The sequence below is a fragment of the Bifidobacterium sp. LH_512 genome (assembly GCF_056356435.1).
Genome location: NZ_JBKEUE010000001.1, coordinates 1,045,793 through 1,064,894, shown reverse-complemented (window position 1 = coordinate 1,064,894; position 19,102 = coordinate 1,045,793). Strand labels below are relative to the sequence as shown.

Below are 19,102 nucleotides of genomic sequence, written 5' to 3'. Positions count from 1 at the left end.
GGCGATTATTCGCGGCTATTCGCCAAGAATTATCGTCGTCGCATCCGGGTCGATCTTCGACGGATCCAGCGTCAGATCCCTGATCGCATCGGCGCGAATCACACCGCCTCGCGGATTCAATACGCTATCGATCGTGCCGCGCACGTCCGCATCAACCGTCGAATATTCAAACGCCAACGTCGTGTTGATCAGACGGCAATTACGCAACGTAAGACCATCGATGTAGCACAATCCCTGCAGACTTTCGATTGTGCAGTTCTCGAATGTGATATTGCGAGAATTCCATCCCAAATATTCGCCTGAGATAAACGAATCGCGTACAGTGATGTTTTCGGCATTCCAAAATGCATCCTTGGAAATAAGCCGCGAATTATCAATGGTCACATTCTTCGCGCCATCAAACGGATAATTGCCTACCAAGCGCAGGTCATCCGCAGTGAAACCGTTCACGTTCATCGCGAAATAATCGCCGCGCGCAGACACATGCTCCGCCGTAATGTCGGAACAATTCCATAGTGTCTCCTCGGCATCGACGAAATCCACATTGCGCAGCGTCAGATCCTCAACGCGGCGGAAATTCTTCGGCGCCTCAATCGTGCAACGCTCCACCAGCATATGCTTCGTATACCATACGCCAGCGCGTGCCATCGCAAACCATGTGCAATCGCGGGCGGTCACATGCTCGCAATACCACAGCGGATACTTCCACTTGAACATGGATCCCAATAATTCGATATTGTGCGCATGTTTCAACGGCGACTCGCCATCGGCAAAAATAGTATCGGCATAACGTGTGTCATGTGAGAAGAATGCGGCGCGTTCTCCGGTGAGCATGCCCTGATGGATTTCCTCCTGCATCTGCGTCGATGTCGTTTCGGATTCCTGATTGGCCTTATAGTCGTCGAATGACATGGAATTCTCTTTTCTCATGTGTTTTCTTGCGTGTTCAGCGTTTTCTTGCATGACGCGTGAATGCGAATATTCTAAAGTTAATCCTACGTGTCGCATGCACATTCGCTGTTCGCGACAAGCATGATGATTCGGATTCGAAGGAGGGCGACGATGCCGGTGCCGCAGCGGGCCGTGGACATGATGAATTCCGGCGACAGCTACGCTTGCGATGATGCGGAAATGCTGAGCCGTGCAGGCGGAGCAGTCGGAATTGCTATATGACTTTAATCAGACGCGTCCAAGTCAGGCGGCGGAACGTGTCGAGGCCGCGCGCAAACTGTTGGGCGCGTTCGACGAAGGCTCATATATCGAGCCGCCGCTGCACGCCAATTGGGGCAGCAATACGTTTATCGGCCGTAACGTGTACGCGATTTCAATTTGACGCTGGTCGATGACGTGACGGTGACCATCGGCGATCATACGATGATCGGTCCGAACGTGACGCTTGTGACCACGGGGCATCCGATTCGCCCGGACCTGCGCATGAAGGTCACGCAGTATTCCATTCCCGTCACCATCGGACGCAATGTGTGGATCGGAGCGAATGTGGTGGTGCTGCCCGGCGTGACCATCGGCGACAACACGGTAATCGGCGCGGGGTCGGTCGTCACCAAGGATGTTCCGGCCAATGTGGTCGCCTTTGGACAGCCGTGTCGCGTATATCGCGAAATCGGCGAGCATGATGACGTGTACTACTGGCGAAATCGCATGATTAATCCCCCATATGACAAGGCGGAAATGGATCCAGACGAAGAGTAAAAAGAATCGGGACGAATATTCCCCATGCAAGTGAATATTCGCCTCGATCCACTGATTTATGCAGCGTCCTGGCTATTGTCGCGGCCTGCATGCGGCTTGATATGCGCTTCCGCTTCACGGCAGGTCTGGCCGAGTCTGCGTGAAAGCTCCACCACATCCAGAATGCGGTCGATTTCTTCGGCCGGCATGTCAAGGCGTTCCTTCGCCGCTTCTCGCACGGTCCGTCCGCTTGCCGCCGCCTCGGCGGCGATATCGGAGGCGCGCTCGTAGCCGATGACGTCGTTCAGCGCGGCGGAAACCGACATGGACTGTTCCGCATTACGGCGTCCCACTTCAGCGTTGATGACGATGCCTTCGACGCAGCGTGTACGGAACATATCCATCGCGCGTGTCAGCAGCGTAATGCCGGTCAGAATCTCATGTACGATCACCGGGTCGAAGGCGTTCAGCTGCAGCTGGCCTTCGGCGGCCGCCCAATTGACGGTGACATCCATGCCGAACACCATGAAGCAGCATTGATCGACGCATTCGGGAATCACCGGATTGACCTTGGCCGGCATAATCGACGAGCCGGCCTGACGTGCGGGCACTCGCAAATCCCCGAAGCCTGCGCGCGGGCCGGAATTGAGCAGACGCAAATCGTCGGCGGCCTTCTTCAAATGAATGGCGAGATTTTTCAACATTGCGCTGGCCGCGATATACGCGCTCATATCGGTGACCGCCGCAATCGGATCGGGAGCCGCTGTCACGGGAAGACCGGTGATGCGCGCCAGCTGTGCGGTGGCGGATCTACGGAATCGCAGATCCGCGCAGATGCCGGTGCCCAATGCGGTGGCACCGAGATTGACCTGGGCCAGCTGCGGGACCAGGGATTCGATCGTCGCCAGATCGGTTTTCAGGAACGTCGCGAACGCGTGCAGCTCCTGGCCGAACGTCATCGGCACGGCGTCCTGTAGCTGCGTGCGTCCAAGTTTGACGTCGTTGGCATGACAGTCGGCCAGATCATGGAAAGCTCGCATCAGTTTCTGGCATGAATCGGCCAAAGGATGCAACGCATCGATGATGGCCAGCTTGCAGGCCGCAGGATACGTATCGTTCGTCGACTGCGAATGATTGACATGATCGTTCGGATGGATATACGCGTAATCGCCGCGCGGACGGCCGGCGATTTCCAGCGCGCGATTGGCGATGACCTCATTCACGTTCATATTGCAGCTGGTGCCGGCACCGCCCTGCAGCACGTCCACCGGGAACTGGTCCAGCAGTCGACCCGCCTCGATGTCCAAGCAGGCTGCGCGAATCAGTCGGGACCGCTCGGCATCCAACAATCCCAATTCCTCGTTCGCTGCGGCACAAGCCCTTTTCACCGTCGCATAGGCGCGAATCAGCATCGGATGCGTGGCATCCGACAATCCCGATACGTCGAAATTACCGATCGCGCGTTGCGTATGAATGCCCCAATAGGCGTCCGCCGGTACCTCCATTGTGCCAATGCAATCATGTTCCATGCGTGTGGGCTGCGATGTGGCGGCCTTCGCATTGGACTCTGTCGTATCTGTCATTGTCATGATATTCGTCGTCATCGCGTAATGCTTCCCGTTCATGGCGCCCTTCTTTCGAATCTGTCATACCGTTCGCAATCATCATGACGTAATTGCGTGCCCGTGCGCTACCTTCAGTCGTATTTGCGCCGAGAGCCGAAGCGGCGCCACCGTCAATCCCGCTTGTATGTGAATGTCATAATGCGTATGGCGTAACGCGTGACTTTTGCCACGGAATCGGCTGTGCCGCTGCGCTGGCAGCGAAGCCGTTCCGTGCCTGACGTTAGGCTATATTTATGTCATTCTTCGATGTATTTGGACCCATGTTCGACCCGGACGACGATTTCAGCCGTTCCACAAATAGCAGAAAGCCCGACGACGAGCCGGTGATCCTCGACGTGCAAGTCGACGGTGACGAACATGCCGAGCGCGTTAAGAACACCACTGCACAAGGCGGCAACATGCCGCCGATTAAGCCGGCCGGACCGCGCATCGCGTCACATCCGACACCTCCGCATGGCTCGTTGGGAAGCAAAATCCTCATCGGCGTCGTACTGGCATTGGTCGTTATCGTAGGCCTGTTCTTCGGACTGTCCCGATTCATCACCGACCTCATGTGGTATGGCCAGCTCGGCTTCGAAAGCGTCGTATGGACCCAATTGGGCACAAAAATCGGCCTGTGGGTCGCCTACGCAATCCTGATGGCGCTCGTCAGCTTCGTTTCGGCGACCCTCGCAATCCGCGCGCGCCCCGACTCCGCCGACGGCTCCAAAATCCGCATCAACGGCGACACCATTGAAGTGGGCAAGGGCATTTCCTCAAAACATGCGCGCCGTATCGCTGTCGTGATCTCCTTGGTTGTCGGTCTGGTCTTTGGCTCCCAATTCAACGCGAACTGGTCCGAAATCCTGCTTATGTTCAACGCGCAACGTTTCGGCACGGCCGACCCGCAATTCGGCCTCGATAACGGCTTCTACGTCTTCATCCTGCCGGGCCTCAAGCTCGTTATGTCCGGTGTCGCGTTACTGTTGCTCGTCGGCATCATCTTCTCCATTGTCACGCACGTGCTTATAGGCGGCATCCGCGTCACCATGCCGGTCAACGGTCGCGGCCTGTTCGCCATCACCAAGCGTGCCCGCCGCCAGATCGCCATCTGGCTGATGCTCAACATGTTCGTGGGCGCGGCCAACCAAGTGCTGGGCGTATTCGACTATCTGACCGTCGACGGTGACCGCATTACTGGCGCCACGTATACGACGGTGAATTCCACCATTCCGGTGACGTTCATCATGGCCGCGCTGACGGTGGTTCTCGGCATCGTATTGGGCGTGTGGATTATGACGTCGCATCAGCTGGAAGGTTCCGCGCCGATCGGAGTGCGCGCCTCCACCGCTTCGAAGGCGTGGCGTACGCCGCTTGCTGCCATTGCGGTGACCATTGTCATCTCCATGATGCTGACCATCGTCTGGCCAATGCTGCTACAGCGTTTCCGCGTCGATCCGAACGCGCAGGAAATGGAATCGACCTACATCCAGCGCAACATCGACGCGACGCGCGCCGCCTACGGTCTGGACAACGTGCAGATCGAACGGTACGAGGCCACCACGAAAGGCGAGGTCGGAGCCCTGTCGCAGGATGCCGAATCCACGGCGCAGATCCGTCTGCTGGACCCGCAGGTCGTCTCGCCGACGTTCAAGCAGCTGCAGCAGTCGAAGCAGTACTACACGTTCGCCGACACCTTGGCCGTCGACAAGTACGAGATCGACGGGCAAAGCCAGGACACGGTGATCGCGGCTCGCGAACTCAACCTTGACGGCCTCGACAACCGCAACTGGGTGAACGACCATACCGTGTACACGCACGGTTATGGCGTAGTCGCCGCCTACGGCAACAAGGTGACGGCCGACGGTCAGCCGGAATTCTTTGAATCCGGCATCCCGACGCAGGGCGCACTGACCGAGGAGCAGTCATATGAGCCGCGCATCTACTTCTCTCCCAACGCCACCGAGTATTCCATCGTCGGCGCTCCAGAAGGCACGCAATCTTGGGAATTCGATTATCCTACCGGCTCTGAAGGTGCGACGAACACCTTCGATGGTGACGGCGGCCCATCTGTGGGCAATATCTTCTCCCGTCTGCTGTATGCGATTCGTTTCGGTTCCGATCAGATCCTTTTCTCCGACCGCGTGACTTCCGAATCGCAGATTCTCTACGATCGTTCCCCGAAGGAACGTGTCGCCAAGGTCGCGCCGTATCTGACACTTGACGGCCGTGTGTATCCTGCTGTGGTCGATGGCCGCGTCAAGTGGATCATCGACGGTTACACCACTTCCGACGCCTACCCGTATTCGCAGATGACCGATCTGGCCGAAGCGACTGAGGACTCGACCACGGTTTCCTCCGATACCGTGCAGGGTCTGGGACGTCAGGAAGCGAACTACATCCGCAACTCCGTCAAGGCGACGGTTGACGCATACGATGGTTCGGTCGATTTGTATGTGTGGGATGAAAACGATCCGATCATCAAGGCATGGTCTCAGATTTTCCCGGGCCAGTATCATTCGTTGGATGAGATTTCCGGCGATCTGATGAGTCACATGCGTTATCCGGAAAGCCTGTTCAAGGTGCAGCGTCAACTGCTGGCGAAGTACCATGTGGATTCCGCCAATCAGTTCTTCTCCGGTGAGGACTTCTGGCAGACTCCGGTTGACCCGACCGAATCGCAGCAGGCCCAGGAACAGGACATTCTGCAGCCGCCGTACTATCTGACGTTGCAGACCGGAGGAACGAAGGAGCCGATCTTCTCGCTGACCTCCACCTATATTCCTGCCGGCGCCTCCACGCGTGAGATTCTGACCGGCTTCCTGTCAGTTGATTCCGATGCCGGAAACAAGGCCGGTGTGATCGGCAAGAATTACGGCACGATTCGATTGCAGGAGCTGCCGAAGGATTCCAATGTTCCGGGGCCGGGCCAGGCGCAGAACAATTTCAATGCGAGTGCTGACGTGTCCAAGGAACTGAACTTGCTGGAATCCGGCTCCACGAACGTCGAACGTGGCAACCTGCTGACCTTGCCGCTGGGCGGCGGCTTGGTGTACGTGCAGCCGGTGTACGTCAAATCCTCCGGCTCGACCAGCTTCCCGCTACTCAAGAAGGTGCTTGTCGCCTTCGGCGACCAAGTCGGCTTCGCAGACACATTGGATGAGGCGCTTGACCAGGTGTTCGGCGGCGATTCCGGCGCGAAGGCCGGAGACTCCGAGAACACCGCGGACCAGTCTTCCTCGTCTTCCGCTGATGGCTCCAAGACAGGGGATTCTTCAAGCGGGGATTCTTCCGCAGACGGTGACTCCACATCGGATGGCGCTGCGTCAGACGGCAGCCAGTCCGTGCAGACTCCGACGGGTGACCTGAAGAGTGCGCTGGAAGATGCTGCACAGGCGATGAAGGATTCCGACTCCGCCATGAAGGACGGCGATTGGAGTGCCTATGGTGAAGCCCAGCAGCGTTTGGAGGAAGCGCTGGACAAGGCGCTTGCTGCGCAACAGTAGCCTGCTAGCACCTGATGATGCCTGATGGGTCTGACGGTGCGGGATGCGTTCCCGCTTGGACCGTAACGCCCCGTCAACCTATCTGTTTGTGTATTGCCTCCTGTTCATGCAATCGACCAAGCGATTGCATGAACAGGAGGCAATACGTTGTTTGATATGTCGTCACACCGCCTGCGTTATGCTTGTGCCTCATGACCATCAAGCACACGATACGTAACGCCGGGCCAGCCGACCTGCAAGCCATCACCGACATTTACAACGAAGCGGTGATTCGCGGCGGCTCATCCGCCGACCTTGAACCGGTAACCCTTGAACAGCGTCGCGTATGGGTGGACTCGCATGAGCCGCGCGAGCATTACCCGGTTGTGGTGATTGAAACCGAAAACGGCGGAATCGCCGGCTTCGGCTCCCTGTCGAAATTCCACCAGCGCGCCGGCTACGACGGCGTCTGCGAATTGAGCTACTACATCGCCGATGCTTTTCGTGGACAAGGTTTAGGCACAGCGATGGTCGCATGGCTGTTGGAAGCCGCCATCGAACGAGGCTTCACACATGCCGCCGCGATTATCTATGCCGATAATGACGGTTCGAACGCGCTGATGCGACGTTTTGGATTCACCCGTTTCGGTCTGCTCGAAGGCGCAGTCACCAGCGGTGACGGACGGATTCACGACATGGGCTACTGGAGCAAAGCGCTCTGATTCCCATACGGCGTCTCCGGAATGTCATGTCAGTTGATATGACATTCCACACGTCTCCGCTCTCATATTTCGTCACATCAGTACTGATGACGTTTTGAGGGTCGGTGGGGCCTGGATTCCGTCATACCGGTACTGATGTGACGGTTCGGGGCGGCGGCCTCGCCGCTTGGCTGGCGTTTCGAGTACAATCTTGACGGTGTTTTTCGGTATGCGCCGCGCGGTATGCGCATATGATGCCGCGCCGAATATGTGATGACGTTTGCAGATGATAATGAGGAGATACGCACGATGGCGTCTGATTTTTGGCTGATCGTAGGATTGGGCAATCCGGGTAGGAAATATGAAGACACCCGTCACAATATGGGATTCATGGCCGCGGATGTACTGGCCGAACGCTGGTCGGTCGCGTTTTCCGATCACAAGGGGCTGGCATTGCTGGGCAAAGGCGCAATGAATCTGCAGGGCCGCAACGTGAAATTCTTCCTTGCCAAGCCGCTGACCTATATGAATGAATCCGGCAATGCCGTCGCTTCGATCAGCGCCTACTATCAGATTGAGCCTGATCATATCATTGTGATTCACGACGATATGGATTTGGATTTCGGTCGCATCAAGGTCAAGTCCGGCGGTTCCGCAGGCGGCCACAACGGCATCAAGTCCATCGACCGTTCGCTGAATACACCGAAATACGCGCGAGTCCGCATGGGAGTTGGCCATGCCAAGCGTGGCGCGAACGCGCATGACAACACCGTCAACTGGGTGCTGGGTGGTTTCGGCGCGGACCAGCGTAAGCAGCTTCCCGAATTCCTGATGGACGGCGCCGACGCTGCGGAAATGATTATTTTCGACGGTTTGGCGAAGACTCAGGAGAAATTCAATGGCCGCTGATAAGCGTCCTGGCGCGACGGATGCCGCCATCGGCGCGGCCTCTCGGCAGGTTTCCGATTCCGTTGTCGTAGCACGATCCGCGGCTTCCGCTCCTTCCTCCGGCTCGCTGTCGCCGCTGTTGGATGCGTTGTATCGAGATCAGACGTTCCAGGATCTGGTGTTCGGCAATATCGACATTCCTCAATCCGATATCGATCCCAGCTTGACCATCGGCGCCCCCGAAGGCATTCGCCCCGCGCTGGCCGCCGCCGTCGCCTCCGACCGTCCCGTGGTGCTGGTGGTCGCTTCGGGGCGCGAAGCGGAGGAAACCGTCGAGGCGTTGCGTTCTTGGTATGCGGGCGATCCCAACGACATCGCTCAGTTGGAGGCGTGGGAAACGCTGCCGCATGAGCGCTTGAGCCCGCGCGCAGACACTGTCGCCAGTCGTATGGCGGTGTTCCGCCGGCTGAGCCATCCGCAGGCTGACGATTCGTTGTTCGGACCGATTCACATTCTGGTGATGCCGATTCGTTCGCTGATCCAACCGGTTGTGCGCGGTCTTGGCGACGTTGAACCGCTGGTGTTCGTGCAGGGTGAGGAGCTTGCGCTCGATGAGGCTTCCGCGCGATTGGTGGAGAACGCGTATACGCGTGTCGATTTGGTGATGGACCGCGGTGAATTCGCGGTTCGAGGCGGCATCATCGACGTGTTTCCGCCGACGGCTCCGCATCCGGTGCGCATTGAATTCTTCGGTGACGAAATTGACACGATTCGTGAATTCCATTCCGCCGACCAGCGCACATACGGCGACGGATTGCAGCGTATCTGGGCGACGCCTTGCCGCGAGTTGCAGCTGACCGAAGCCGTGCGCAAGCGTGCGAAGTCGTTGATCGGTACGATTCCCAATGCCGAAGACATGTTGGAGTCGATTGCGAACGCGATTCCCGTTGAAGGCATGGAATCGCTGATGCCGGCACTAATCGACGATATGGAGCCGGTGTATGGCATGCTGCCGAACCGTGCGGTGGTGATGCTCTCCGACCCGGAGAAGTTGCGTCGTGCCGCCGACGATTTGGCGAAAACCGCGAACGAGTTCCTCGCCGCCAGCTGGCATGTCGCCGCGTCCGGCTACGGTGCGGGCGCGCCGATTACCTTCGACCAGGCCAGTTTCCTTGGCTTTGACGAAACCATTGCGGCATTGGCGTTCTCCAAGCATGACCTGTGGAAACTCACCGGTTTCGGTGTCGACATCAGTCGTGAAGGCCACTATGCGCTTTCCGCGCGCACGCCGGGCGAATACCGTGGTGACGGCGATAAGGCCACGCGTGGCATTGAAGATCTGATCGACGCCGGCTATACGCTCACCATCACCGCGGCCGCCCAAGGTACGCTGTCGCGTTTGAAGCGTGCGATCAACGAAACCGGCATCGCCAGCTTCGATTGCATCAGATCGCGGGCCATCGACGGTTTCGTTGATGAAGCGGCGAAGGTCGCGTTGCTGACGGAACGCGACCTGACTGGCCGCACCAGTGCGGCGGGCCAGGCGAAAACGCCGAAACGCCGCCGCAAGGCCATCGATCTGATGGAGTTGAAGGCTGGCGATTATGTCGTGCACGAGCAGCACGGTATCGGACGTTTCATCGAAATGCGCCAGCGCAAAGTCGGCTCCGGCGCGAACGGCACGACCCGCGAATATCTGGTCATAGAATACGCGCCAAGCAAGCGCAACGCCCCGCCGGATAAGCTGTTCATCCCCACCGACCAGCTTGATCAGGTCAGCAAATACATCGGCGCCGACGCACCGAAGCTTAACAAGTTGGGCGGTTCCGACTGGGCGGCCACCAAGGCGAAGGCTCGCAAGCATGTGCATGAAATCGCCGAAGACCTGGTCAAACTGTATTCGGCGCGCCAGCGCGCCGCAGGCTACGCGTTCAGCGCGGATACGCCGTGGCAGAAGGAATTGGAAGACGCGTTCCCGTATCAGGAAACCGCCGATCAGCTCACCACCATCGACGAAGTCAAGTCCGACATGGAAAAGCCTGTGCCGATGGACCGTCTTATCTGCGGCGATGTCGGCTTCGGCAAAACCGAAATCGCCGTGCGCGCCGCCTTCAAAGCCGTGCAGGATTCCAAGCAGGTGGCCGTTCTGGTACCGACCACGCTGCTGGTGCAGCAGCATTTCGAAACCTTCACCGAGCGTTATGAAGGTTTCCCCGTGAATGTGGCGGCGATGAGCCGATTCCAAACCACGAAGGAGATCAACGCCACCATCCAAGGTCTTGAAGATGGCACTGTCGACGTGGTGATCGGCACGCATAAGCTGCTCAATCCGAAAGTCAAATTCAAGGATCTCGGTCTTGTCATCATCGACGAGGAGCAGCGGTTCGGCGTCGAACACAAGGAAACCTTGAAGGCGCTGCGTACGAATGTCGATGTGCTGAGCCTTTCCGCCACGCCTATCCCACGCACGTTGGAAATGGCCGTCACCGGCATCAGGGAGATGTCCACGTTGGCCACGCCTCCGGAAGACCGCTTGCCGGTGCTCACCTACGTGGGTGCCTACGAGGACGCGCAGGTCGTCGCCGCAATCCGGCGTGAACTGCTGCGCGGCGGCCAGGTGTTCTATGTGCACAATCGTGTCGAAGACATCGGCCGAGTCGCCGAGAAGATTCATACGCTTGTTCCCGAATCCCATGTGGGCGTCGCCCATGGCAAAATGGGGGAGAAGCAGCTTGACGGCATCATCAGGGATTTCTGGCGTCGAGACATCGACGTGCTCGTCTGCACGACGATCATCGAAACCGGATTGGATATCTCCAATGCGAATACGCTTATCGTCGACCGCGCCGACCGGTTCGGCCTGTCGCAGTTGCATCAGCTGCGCGGTAGGGTCGGCCGTGGCCGCGAACGTGCCTACGCATACTTCCTGTATGACCCGTCGAAGCCGATGACGCAGCAGTCGCATGACCGCCTGGCTACGATTGCGCAGAACACGTCGCTGGGCTCCGGCTTCGACGTCGCCATGAAGGATCTGGAGTTGCGCGGCACCGGCAATCTGCTCGGCGACGAACAATCCGGCCATATCGAAGGCGTCGGCTTCGACCTGTACGTGCGCATGGTGTCCGAAGCGGTGGAGGAATACAAGGAGCCCGATCGCGTCGAGCCGATGGCGGTGTCCATCGACCTGCCGATCGAAGCCTCCATTCCGGTCTACTACATCGATTCCGACAAGCTGCGTCTGGAAGCATATCGCAAGATCGCCGCGGCGCATACAGAACAGGATCTGAGCGATCTTGCCGAAGAACTGACCGACCGTTACGGCCCGCTGCCGAAGGAATTCGACACGCTGTTCGCGGTTGCGCGACTGCGCGAGCGCGCACGTGCCTTGGGTATTTCCGAAGTCATCGCGCAGGGGCGCAATGTGCGCATCGCGAAATTCACGCCGCGTGAATCCGTTCAAATGCGTATGGCTCGCATCTATAAGGGCATCCAATATCGGCCGGTGACGCAGACCTATCTGATTCCGGCCCCGTTCGCCGGCTCGCTCGGATCAGGTCCGATGGAATCCGATGAGGTGATGCGTTGGATGAATCAGCTGCTCGACGATTTGGATTGGACGCCTGGTAAACGTTGAACGGCAAACGCTGGATGGCGAGCGTTGAACATCGCAGGTCGATCGAAACGATGACGCGAAATACAATAAAATAATGGGTGACGCCATATAGTGCAATGGCGTCGCCCATTATTGTCATTACCGCGGGATTTTCGATATCGCGATCAGCGTTGTGCTCGTAATTGCGTTATGCCCCGCGCAGGAATCCTCGCAACTCGTCTTCCAACCGTGTATGCGCCAACGGGCGTCCTTCGTCATCGAGCGACGAGCGGTCAATCGTCATATCATGACCGATCTCACCGTTGTCAAGCACAAGCACGCGATCCGACAGGCGCACCGCCTCCGCAATATCATGCGTCACCATCAGCGTCGCCCAACCGTATTCGGCTTGCAGTGAGGCGAGCAGATCTTGCATATCCAAGCGCGTCAACGCATCCAAAGCGCCGAACGGCTCGTCCAGCAACAACAGCGACGGTTTCCTGACCAGCGCTCGCGCCAGTGACACGCGCTGCGCCTGACCACCGGAAAGAGACCCCGGCCACGCGTCCGCGTGATCTGCAAGGCAGACTTGTTCGAGCGCGGCGTCGGCGAGTTCACGACGTTCCTTTGCGCTGCCGGGCAGACCAAGTGTCACGTTATCCCAGACTTTCAGCCATGGTACAAGGCGTGCGTCTTGGAAGCCGAGCGCTTGCTTGCCGGTCGTCCACACGGTTCCCGAATCGGGAACAAGCAATTCGGCGATAACACGCAGCAGCGTCGATTTGCCACAGCCGGAGCGTCCGATTAGCGACACGAATTCGCCGCGCGAGATGTTTAATGACACGTCGTGCAAGACGGGGACGCCTTTGAAGGCGATGGCGATGTCGGCAAGCTGCGCGACCTTGTCTGTTGTTTGCGAGGATTGCTGCATATAGCCGTCCTTTGATGTCTGTTGCTACGTGTTACGTTGCCCGTCTGCGAGTCTGCTGCTGCACCACACATTGCCGTGTCGTAACAATTACAGTGTGTCCGTGTTGCCATGCGGCAGAAGCGCTTGTCGCAGCGTCATTTACTGCAATCGATCACTGCGGAAGCCAGATCCGGCACGGCGTCGATGAAGCCGAAATCGACATACTGCTGCGCCTGCTCCTCCAGCATGGCCAGACCGTCGGCATCGATCGGGCGAATTTCCGGCACGTCGAATTTGGCGACTTGTTCGATGATGCCGTCGGCCGCTCCGAATTCTTTGTAGGCGTCGGTGATGATGGACGGATTCTTTTGCGCTTCGTCGGATTCCTTGACCAGTGCCTGATACATGCGCTTGACGGTGTCGGGATGCGCTTCGGCGAAGCTCTTGGACACCATATGAATCGTCACGTTGAGGTTGCCATAATCTTCGGCGTTGACCAGCAACTTCGCTCCCGGCACGCTCATGGCTGCGGCGAGGTTCTGGTCGAAGCTTGCGACGGCATCGACCTGGCCGGAGGTAAAAGCGGTCATCAGGTTACTGGCGCTCATTTCGACCTCTTCCACCTTGGACACGTCAAGTCCGGCGTTGGCGAAGGCCGCGTGAACGATGTAGTCGCCGGTGGCGCCTTTGGTGGTGATGGCCACTTTTTTGCCATATAGGTCCTCAAGGCTGTTGATGCCACTGTCGGGGGCGGCGACGATGCCCTGTGAATCGCCCTCGTAGTATTCGATGGCGAAGGCGACCCACGGCTGGCCGTCAGCGATCAGATCGATGAAATGGCCGGTGCCGTCGGATGTCGCGTCGGCATTGCCCGAGGTGACCGCGGCGAATGCGTCGGTCGGATTGTAGGGGCCGGTGTATTCGACGGTGTCGGGGGAGAGCGTGTCGTCGACGAAGTCCTCGTTTTTCAGCGTGGTCAGAAAGTTTGCGGTCGACAGATAGGCGACGCGCATGGTGGTGCCGTCGCTTTGCGCTGCGGCGCCGTCGTGCGAGGCGGCGTTGCCGTTGGAGACGCAGCCGGCGAGCGGCGTCAGCAGAATCGCAGCACAGGCTGCTGCGATGGCGCGGATCACACGGGTATTGGTATGAGTGAACATTGTGACTTCCCTCTTGTATTGTTTGTTCGTTGTTCGTCGCTGCGGTCGATGCGATGAACATTTGATTGGACGTCCTGATAATTGCGGTGTTCGCTATGACGATGCGCAGTATCGGTATGTGATATCACATTTGCGATGTCGCGTTTACGATTCGACGATGCGGGACGATGATGATTCAGGCGGCGTGACGCCAAGGCGTCGCCGCGCGTTCGATCAGCGCGACCAGAGCTTCACCTGCAAGTCCGAGTATGGCGTACAGCATAACGCACAACACCATTTGGTCGGTGCGATAGAACTGCTGCGAACGTGACAGGATATAGCCGATGCCGGTTGACGAATTCACCGTTTCGCAAGTGACCAAGGCGATCCACGATACGGTGAGCGCGAAACGCAGTCCCGTCATGAAATTCGGCAGTGTGCCGAGGAACAGGATTTTGAAGAACGTCGTTCTTTTCCCCACATGATAGGACTGAGCGAGTTCCAGCAGCCTCGTATCGACGCTGCGCACGCCGTCGCGGACGTTGACGTAAATCAAAGAGAACGAGCCGATGGCGATCAGCATGATTTTCATGCCTTCGCCGATGCCCAGCCAGACAATCAGCAGAGGCGCCAATGCCGGGAACGGTATGGCACGCAGCATATGCACTGGTTTGTCGATAATGATGCAGCCTAGTCGCGATGCACCTGCGATGATGCCGCTCGGCACGCCGATGGCGATGCCAAGAGCTAATCCGAGGATGACTCGCGTCAGACTGATTGCGATGGAGGGGAACAGAAGCCCCTCGGCATTGAGATCCATTCCCGCGGCCAACACTTCGGAAACGGATGGAAGAGGCCTGGAATCGGCGGGCGTGCCGGCTGTGGCAAACAGCCACCAGGCCAGCAGCACGATGGTGGAAATCCAGGCGGTTACATGGTTGAACAACCGATGCACGAAGACATTCCCTTCGATAGTACGAACTATATCAGGTTCGACGAGTGTGATCTCAGCCCAGCCGATTCGCTTTTGACGCGTTAATTAGGCGCGTAGATGCGTGTGGTTGAACGCGTTTCCAGCATGTTTGAAATCTTGGCCCGGGCACCCCGTGTCGCGCACCATTGTTGTGTGATGGGGTGGACAATGCCGCGTGGCATGAATGGGGTGCTGTACGGGCAAAATCGATGTGAGCGCTAACGAAAATGTGTGGACATGTGTTTGCATAACGTCCACAAATCGCATTATTCTAGGAAGCGTCAACACAACCTAACGTTTTTAAGGAGTAGTTGTGGCAGTAATTGAAAGCGTGTACGCGCGTCAGATCCTCGACTCCCGTGGCAACCCGACCGTTGAAGTCGTCCTCGACACCGAAGACGGCGCTCAGGGTCTGGGTCTGGTTCCGTCCGGCGCCTCCACCGGCGAAGCCGAGGCTTGGGAGCGTCGTGATGGCGACAAGTCCGTCTACCAGGGCAAGGGCGTTCTGAATGCAGTCAAGGCTGTGAACGAAGAGATCGCCCCGAAGGTCATCGGCATGGATGCCGCCGACCAGCGCGCTCTCGATGAGGTCATGATTGAGCTCGACGGCACTCCGAACAAGGGTCGTCTCGGCGCCAACGCCATCCTGGGCGTTTCCCTGGCCGCTCTGTATGCCTCCGCAGAATCCGCAGGCATGCCGCTGTACCGCTACATCGGCGGCACCAACGGCCACATCCTGCCGGTTCCGAACATGAACATCATGAACGGTGGCGCTCACGCTGACTTCGCCACCGACATTCAGGAATACATGATCTCCCCGTACGGCTTCGAAACCTATTCCGAGGCTCTGCGTGCAGGCGTCGAGGTCTACCACACCCTGAAGTCCGTGCTGAAGAAGCAGGGCCTGGCCACTGGTCTGGGCGACGAGGGCGGCTTCGCTCCGAAGATGAAGTCCAACGAAGACTCCATCAAGTTCATCATGGACGCCATCTCCGCTGCCGGCTATGAGCCGGGCAAGCAGATCGGCATTTCCCTGGATGTCGCTTCCTCCGAGTTCTACAACAAGGAGACCGGCAAGTACCGCTTCGACGGCGAAGAGCGCGAATCCGCTTACATGCTGGACTACTATGAGAACCTCGTCAACGAGTACCCGATCGTCTCCATCGAAGATCCGTTCCAGGAAGAAGGCTGGGAAGACTGGGCCGCTATCACCGCTCGCCTGGGTGACCGCCTGCAGTTCGTCGGCGACGATCTGCTCGTGACCAACCCGAAGCGTCTGGCCAAGGGCATCGAGCTCGGCGCCGCCAACTCCCTGCTGGTCAAGCTCAACCAGATCGGTTCCGTCACCGAAACCCTGGACGCCATCGAACTGGCCACCAAGAATGGCTTCACCTCCATGGTTTCCCACCGTTCCGGCGAAACCCCGGACACCACCATCTCCGATCTCGCCGTCGCCAAGAACACCGGCCAGATCAAGACCGGTGCCCCGGCTCGTGGCGAGCGTATCGCCAAGTACAACCGCCTGCTTGAGATCGAGGAGGAGCTCGGCTCCACCGCTCAGTACGCCGGCTACAGCGCCTTCAAGGCCTGCAAGAAGTACATGTGATCTGATTCTTGGCAATCCGCTGAGGTTTGCCAAGATGATTCACTGAACACTTCGTGAGTCGATGCCCGCCGTATTACGCCAAGTCGTATGCGGCGGGTATTTTCATGTGCATGAACAAAAAAAGCCGTGCCTCCGACTCCCGCAAAAGCAGGACCGCGTCCAAACGCGGCGGTGCCGGGCCGGTAGCGTTCTTCATCTCCGTATTCATCGTGCTTCTGGGCCTACTCCAGCTGTTTTCGACATTCCACACCTATGCGTTGAATCTGACCGAACTTAACGGACTGAAAAAACAGGAAGCAGCGCTGATTGCCGAAAAAGAAGAGCTGAAAAACAGCATCAAACGCTGGAACGACAAGGCTTATGTCACCGCGCAAGCCCGAGAGCAGCTCGGATTCGTTTTCCCCGGTGAACAGTCCATTCGCGTATTGCATCCCGAAGCGGTGACGGGGCAGACGGAATCGGATGACACGAAAGACGAAACAACCGATACGGGTTCAGACACGTTGCCATGGTATAAAGAACTGGCCTATTCGCTTGAACAGATAGACAAGGATCCCTCGGCGGATTCGGCGGATGGCACCGGCTCCTCCTCGAATGACGCATCGGATGCCGACAGCGGGCAAAACGACAGCGGGGCAACAGACAATGGAACGGATAATACAGCCGCCAACACCACGGAAGGACAGTAGATGACGCAGAACATGACCGTTGAACAGCACGCTAAGGCATTGCTGTCTCGGGTGATGACCACCCCCGCCACTGACGACGATATCGCCATCGTCGAACGTCAGCTCGGTCGTTTTCCCCGTGGCATGATGGCCGTCGGCGCGCGCTGCGTGTGCGGCAGGCCCTTGGCGGTGATCACCCGTCCGATGCTGCCGGGAGGCGTGCCGTTCCCCACCACCTGCTATCTAACCAGCCCGGAAGCGGTTAAGGCCATCTCCCATATCGAAGCGGCCGGTGCCATGTACGAATTCAATGACATGCTGGCCGAGGACGAAACGTTGCGCGCCGACTATGAGCGCGCCCATCAGCTATATCTGGCTTTTCGCCATGAATTGGCGTTGCTGACGGGCGATAGCGAGGAACATATCGCAGGAACCAGCGCTGGTGGCATGCCTGTGCGTGTCAAGTGCCTGCATGCGCTGTTGGCGCAGACTTTGGTGATGGGCGAGGGTGCCAATCCGATCGGTGATATGGCGTTGTCCCGCATCGCTGACGAATTCAGCCCGACGGTTTGCCGCTGCTCGGTGGAAGAGCGTTGAAGCACAAGTGCGAAGTGCGGGCGAATACAAGAGCCGAATACCGGGAAAACGTTGTGCGGGCGATAGTATCGGTGCATACAACGCTAGTCAAGGAGCATGATGATGACTGATTCAGTGGTAGTCGCCGGCATTGATTGCGGCACGAATTCCATTCGTCTTAAAATCGCCCGCGTTGACGCCAATGGCATGCATGATATCGTGCCGCGTACGCTGCGTGTGATTCGTCTTGGTCAGGATGTCGACAAGACGCATCGTTTTGCGGATGACGCTTTGGAGCGTGCATATGCGGCCGCGCGCGAATTCGCCGATATTCTTTCCGAACATGAGGTCGACGACATCCGTTTTGTGGCGACGTCGGCTACGCGTGATGCTGAAAACCGGGCTGAATTTGAAAACACGATTGAAAACATTCTTGGTGTAAGGCCTGAAGTCATCAGCGGTGTTGAAGAAGCGAATCTGAGTTTTCTCGCTGCCACCGGCGTGGTAAACCGTGACGATTTGCGTCCGCCGTTCCTCGTCGTCGACTTGGGCGGAGGTTCCACGGAGCTGGTTTTGGGCGGTGACGGCGATGATATGCCAGTGACGCGAGTGCGTTCGGAATTTTCAATGAATATCGGGTCGGTGCGCATGACCGAACGTCATTTGTTGGTCGACCCGCCGACTGATGAGCAGATTGAATCCGCTATCGTTGATATTGACGCCCATATTGATGAAGCGTTTGAACATGTGCCGGCCGGCAAGGCCCGGACGATTATCGGCGTGTCCGGAACAGTGACGACGATGACGGCGTTGGCTATGGGATTGAAGGAATATGATCATACATTGGTCGACGGAGTCCGCGTCGGATTGGATGAAGCGTATGCCGTCAACGATCGATTCCTGCATATGACGCGTGCCGAACGAAGCGAATACAAGACGATTCATCCGGGTCGTGTCGATGTGGTCGGCGGCGGCGCATTGGTGTGGAGCCGTGTGCTGGCCCGCATATCCGAAGCCGCCGTGCTCGACCATGGCGAAGCCATCGATTCTTTCGTCGCCAGCGAGCATGGCCTGCTCGACGGCATTGTGCTTGATCTTGGACACAAATTGCTTGCCGCTCGATGACGTGGCATAATACCTTCTGACCGCAATCACGCGGCCGCGCGCTCCCATGGCGAAATTGGTATACGCAGCTGACTTAAAATCAGCCGCTTCGGCTTACGGGTTCGAGTCCCGTTGGGAGCACCGATGCTGTGCCGGCATATTCGGAGCCA

15 protein-coding genes and 1 tRNA gene are annotated in these 19,102 nt (G+C 57.9%); 11 read left to right on the top strand and 5 right to left on the bottom strand.

Annotated elements, in window-relative coordinates; translation table 11 throughout:
- Positions 1-15 precede the first annotated feature (15 nt).
- Complete coding sequence (locus AC1AWD_RS04615; protein ID WP_476564590.1) at positions 16-858, bottom strand: DUF3737 family protein; 843 nt, start codon at positions 856-858, stop codon at positions 16-18.
- A 283-nt stretch (positions 859-1,141) separates the two neighbouring features.
- On the opposite strand from AC1AWD_RS04615, the gene AC1AWD_RS04610 reads away from it, so the two are divergent.
- Positions 1,142-1,333, top strand: a complete 192-nt coding sequence (locus tag AC1AWD_RS04610) for a maltose acetyltransferase domain-containing protein (protein ID WP_476564088.1) — start codon at positions 1,142-1,144, stop codon at positions 1,331-1,333.
- Complete coding sequence (locus AC1AWD_RS04605; RefSeq protein ID WP_476564086.1) at positions 1,330-1,710, top strand: DapH/DapD/GlmU-related protein; 381 nt, start codon at positions 1,330-1,332, stop codon at positions 1,708-1,710. The genes AC1AWD_RS04610 and AC1AWD_RS04605 overlap by 4 nt, the downstream gene beginning before the upstream one ends.
- Before the next feature lie 56 nt (positions 1,711-1,766).
- Here the strand turns inward: AC1AWD_RS04605 and AC1AWD_RS04600 are convergent, their stop codons facing one another.
- Positions 1,767-3,272 carry an aspartate ammonia-lyase gene (locus tag AC1AWD_RS04600; protein ID WP_476564084.1) on the bottom strand — a complete coding sequence of 502 codons (1,506 nt, stop codon included), beginning with the start codon at positions 3,270-3,272 and terminating at the stop codon, positions 1,767-1,769.
- A 275-nt stretch (positions 3,273-3,547) separates the two neighbouring features.
- Here AC1AWD_RS04600 and AC1AWD_RS04595 point away from each other — a divergent pair, with 275 nt between their 5' ends.
- The 4 genes from AC1AWD_RS04595 (at position 3,548) to mfd (ending at position 12,001) form a co-directional block, all read left to right on the top strand.
- Complete coding sequence (locus tag AC1AWD_RS04595; protein ID WP_476564082.1) at positions 3,548-6,799, top strand: UPF0182 family membrane protein; 3,252 nt, start codon at positions 3,548-3,550, stop codon at positions 6,797-6,799.
- A gap of 191 nt (positions 6,800-6,990) precedes the next feature.
- Positions 6,991-7,500 (top strand): N-acetyltransferase family protein, encoded by a 510-nt coding sequence (locus AC1AWD_RS04590; protein WP_476564080.1) that lies wholly within the window; start codon positions 6,991-6,993, stop codon positions 7,498-7,500.
- A 288-nt stretch (positions 7,501-7,788) separates the two neighbouring features.
- A complete protein-coding gene (gene pth, locus AC1AWD_RS04585) occupies positions 7,789-8,388 on the top strand; it encodes an aminoacyl-tRNA hydrolase (protein ID WP_476564078.1) in 600 nt (199 codons plus the stop codon).
- A complete protein-coding gene (gene mfd / locus AC1AWD_RS04580) occupies positions 8,378-12,001 on the top strand; it encodes a transcription-repair coupling factor (RefSeq protein ID WP_476564076.1) in 3,624 nt (1,207 codons plus the stop codon). The genes pth and mfd overlap by 11 nt, the downstream gene beginning before the upstream one ends.
- A gap of 166 nt (positions 12,002-12,167) precedes the next feature.
- Here the strand turns inward: mfd and AC1AWD_RS04575 are convergent, their stop codons facing one another.
- From AC1AWD_RS04575 to AC1AWD_RS04565, 3 genes are all read right to left on the bottom strand, one after another.
- On the bottom strand, positions 12,168-12,890 hold the full coding sequence (locus tag AC1AWD_RS04575) for an ABC transporter ATP-binding protein (protein ID WP_476564074.1): 723 nt from the start codon (positions 12,888-12,890) through the stop codon (positions 12,168-12,170).
- Between the two features lie 134 nt (positions 12,891-13,024).
- Positions 13,025-14,026: an ABC transporter substrate-binding protein gene (locus tag AC1AWD_RS04570; RefSeq protein WP_476564072.1), complete on the bottom strand. Its 1,002-nt coding sequence runs from the start codon at positions 14,024-14,026 to the stop codon at positions 13,025-13,027.
- A 175-nt stretch (positions 14,027-14,201) separates the two neighbouring features.
- The gene (locus tag AC1AWD_RS04565) at positions 14,202-14,960 is read right to left on the bottom strand and encodes an ABC transporter permease (RefSeq protein WP_476564071.1); all 759 of its coding nucleotides are present in this window, start codon (positions 14,958-14,960) and stop codon (positions 14,202-14,204) included.
- A gap of 331 nt (positions 14,961-15,291) precedes the next feature.
- Here AC1AWD_RS04565 and eno point away from each other — a divergent pair, with 331 nt between their 5' ends.
- The 5 genes from eno (at position 15,292) to AC1AWD_RS04540 (ending at position 19,073) form a co-directional block, all read left to right on the top strand.
- Positions 15,292-16,584 carry a phosphopyruvate hydratase gene (gene eno, locus AC1AWD_RS04560; protein ID WP_476564069.1) on the top strand — a complete coding sequence of 431 codons (1,293 nt, stop codon included), beginning with the start codon at positions 15,292-15,294 and terminating at the stop codon, positions 16,582-16,584.
- A gap of 110 nt (positions 16,585-16,694) precedes the next feature.
- A complete protein-coding gene (locus tag AC1AWD_RS04555; protein WP_476564067.1) occupies positions 16,695-17,273 on the top strand; it encodes an FtsB family cell division protein in 579 nt (192 codons plus the stop codon).
- 12 nt (positions 17,274-17,285) lie between these two features.
- The gene (locus AC1AWD_RS04550; RefSeq protein WP_476564588.1) at positions 17,286-17,849 is read left to right on the top strand and encodes a DUF501 domain-containing protein; all 564 of its coding nucleotides are present in this window, start codon (positions 17,286-17,288) and stop codon (positions 17,847-17,849) included.
- A gap of 99 nt (positions 17,850-17,948) precedes the next feature.
- Positions 17,949-18,953 (top strand): Ppx/GppA phosphatase family protein, encoded by a 1,005-nt coding sequence (locus AC1AWD_RS04545; RefSeq protein WP_476564066.1) that lies wholly within the window; start codon positions 17,949-17,951, stop codon positions 18,951-18,953.
- A 40-nt stretch (positions 18,954-18,993) separates the two neighbouring features.
- Positions 18,994-19,073, top strand: a tRNA-Leu gene (locus tag AC1AWD_RS04540).
- Positions 19,074-19,102: the final 29 nt, after the last annotated feature.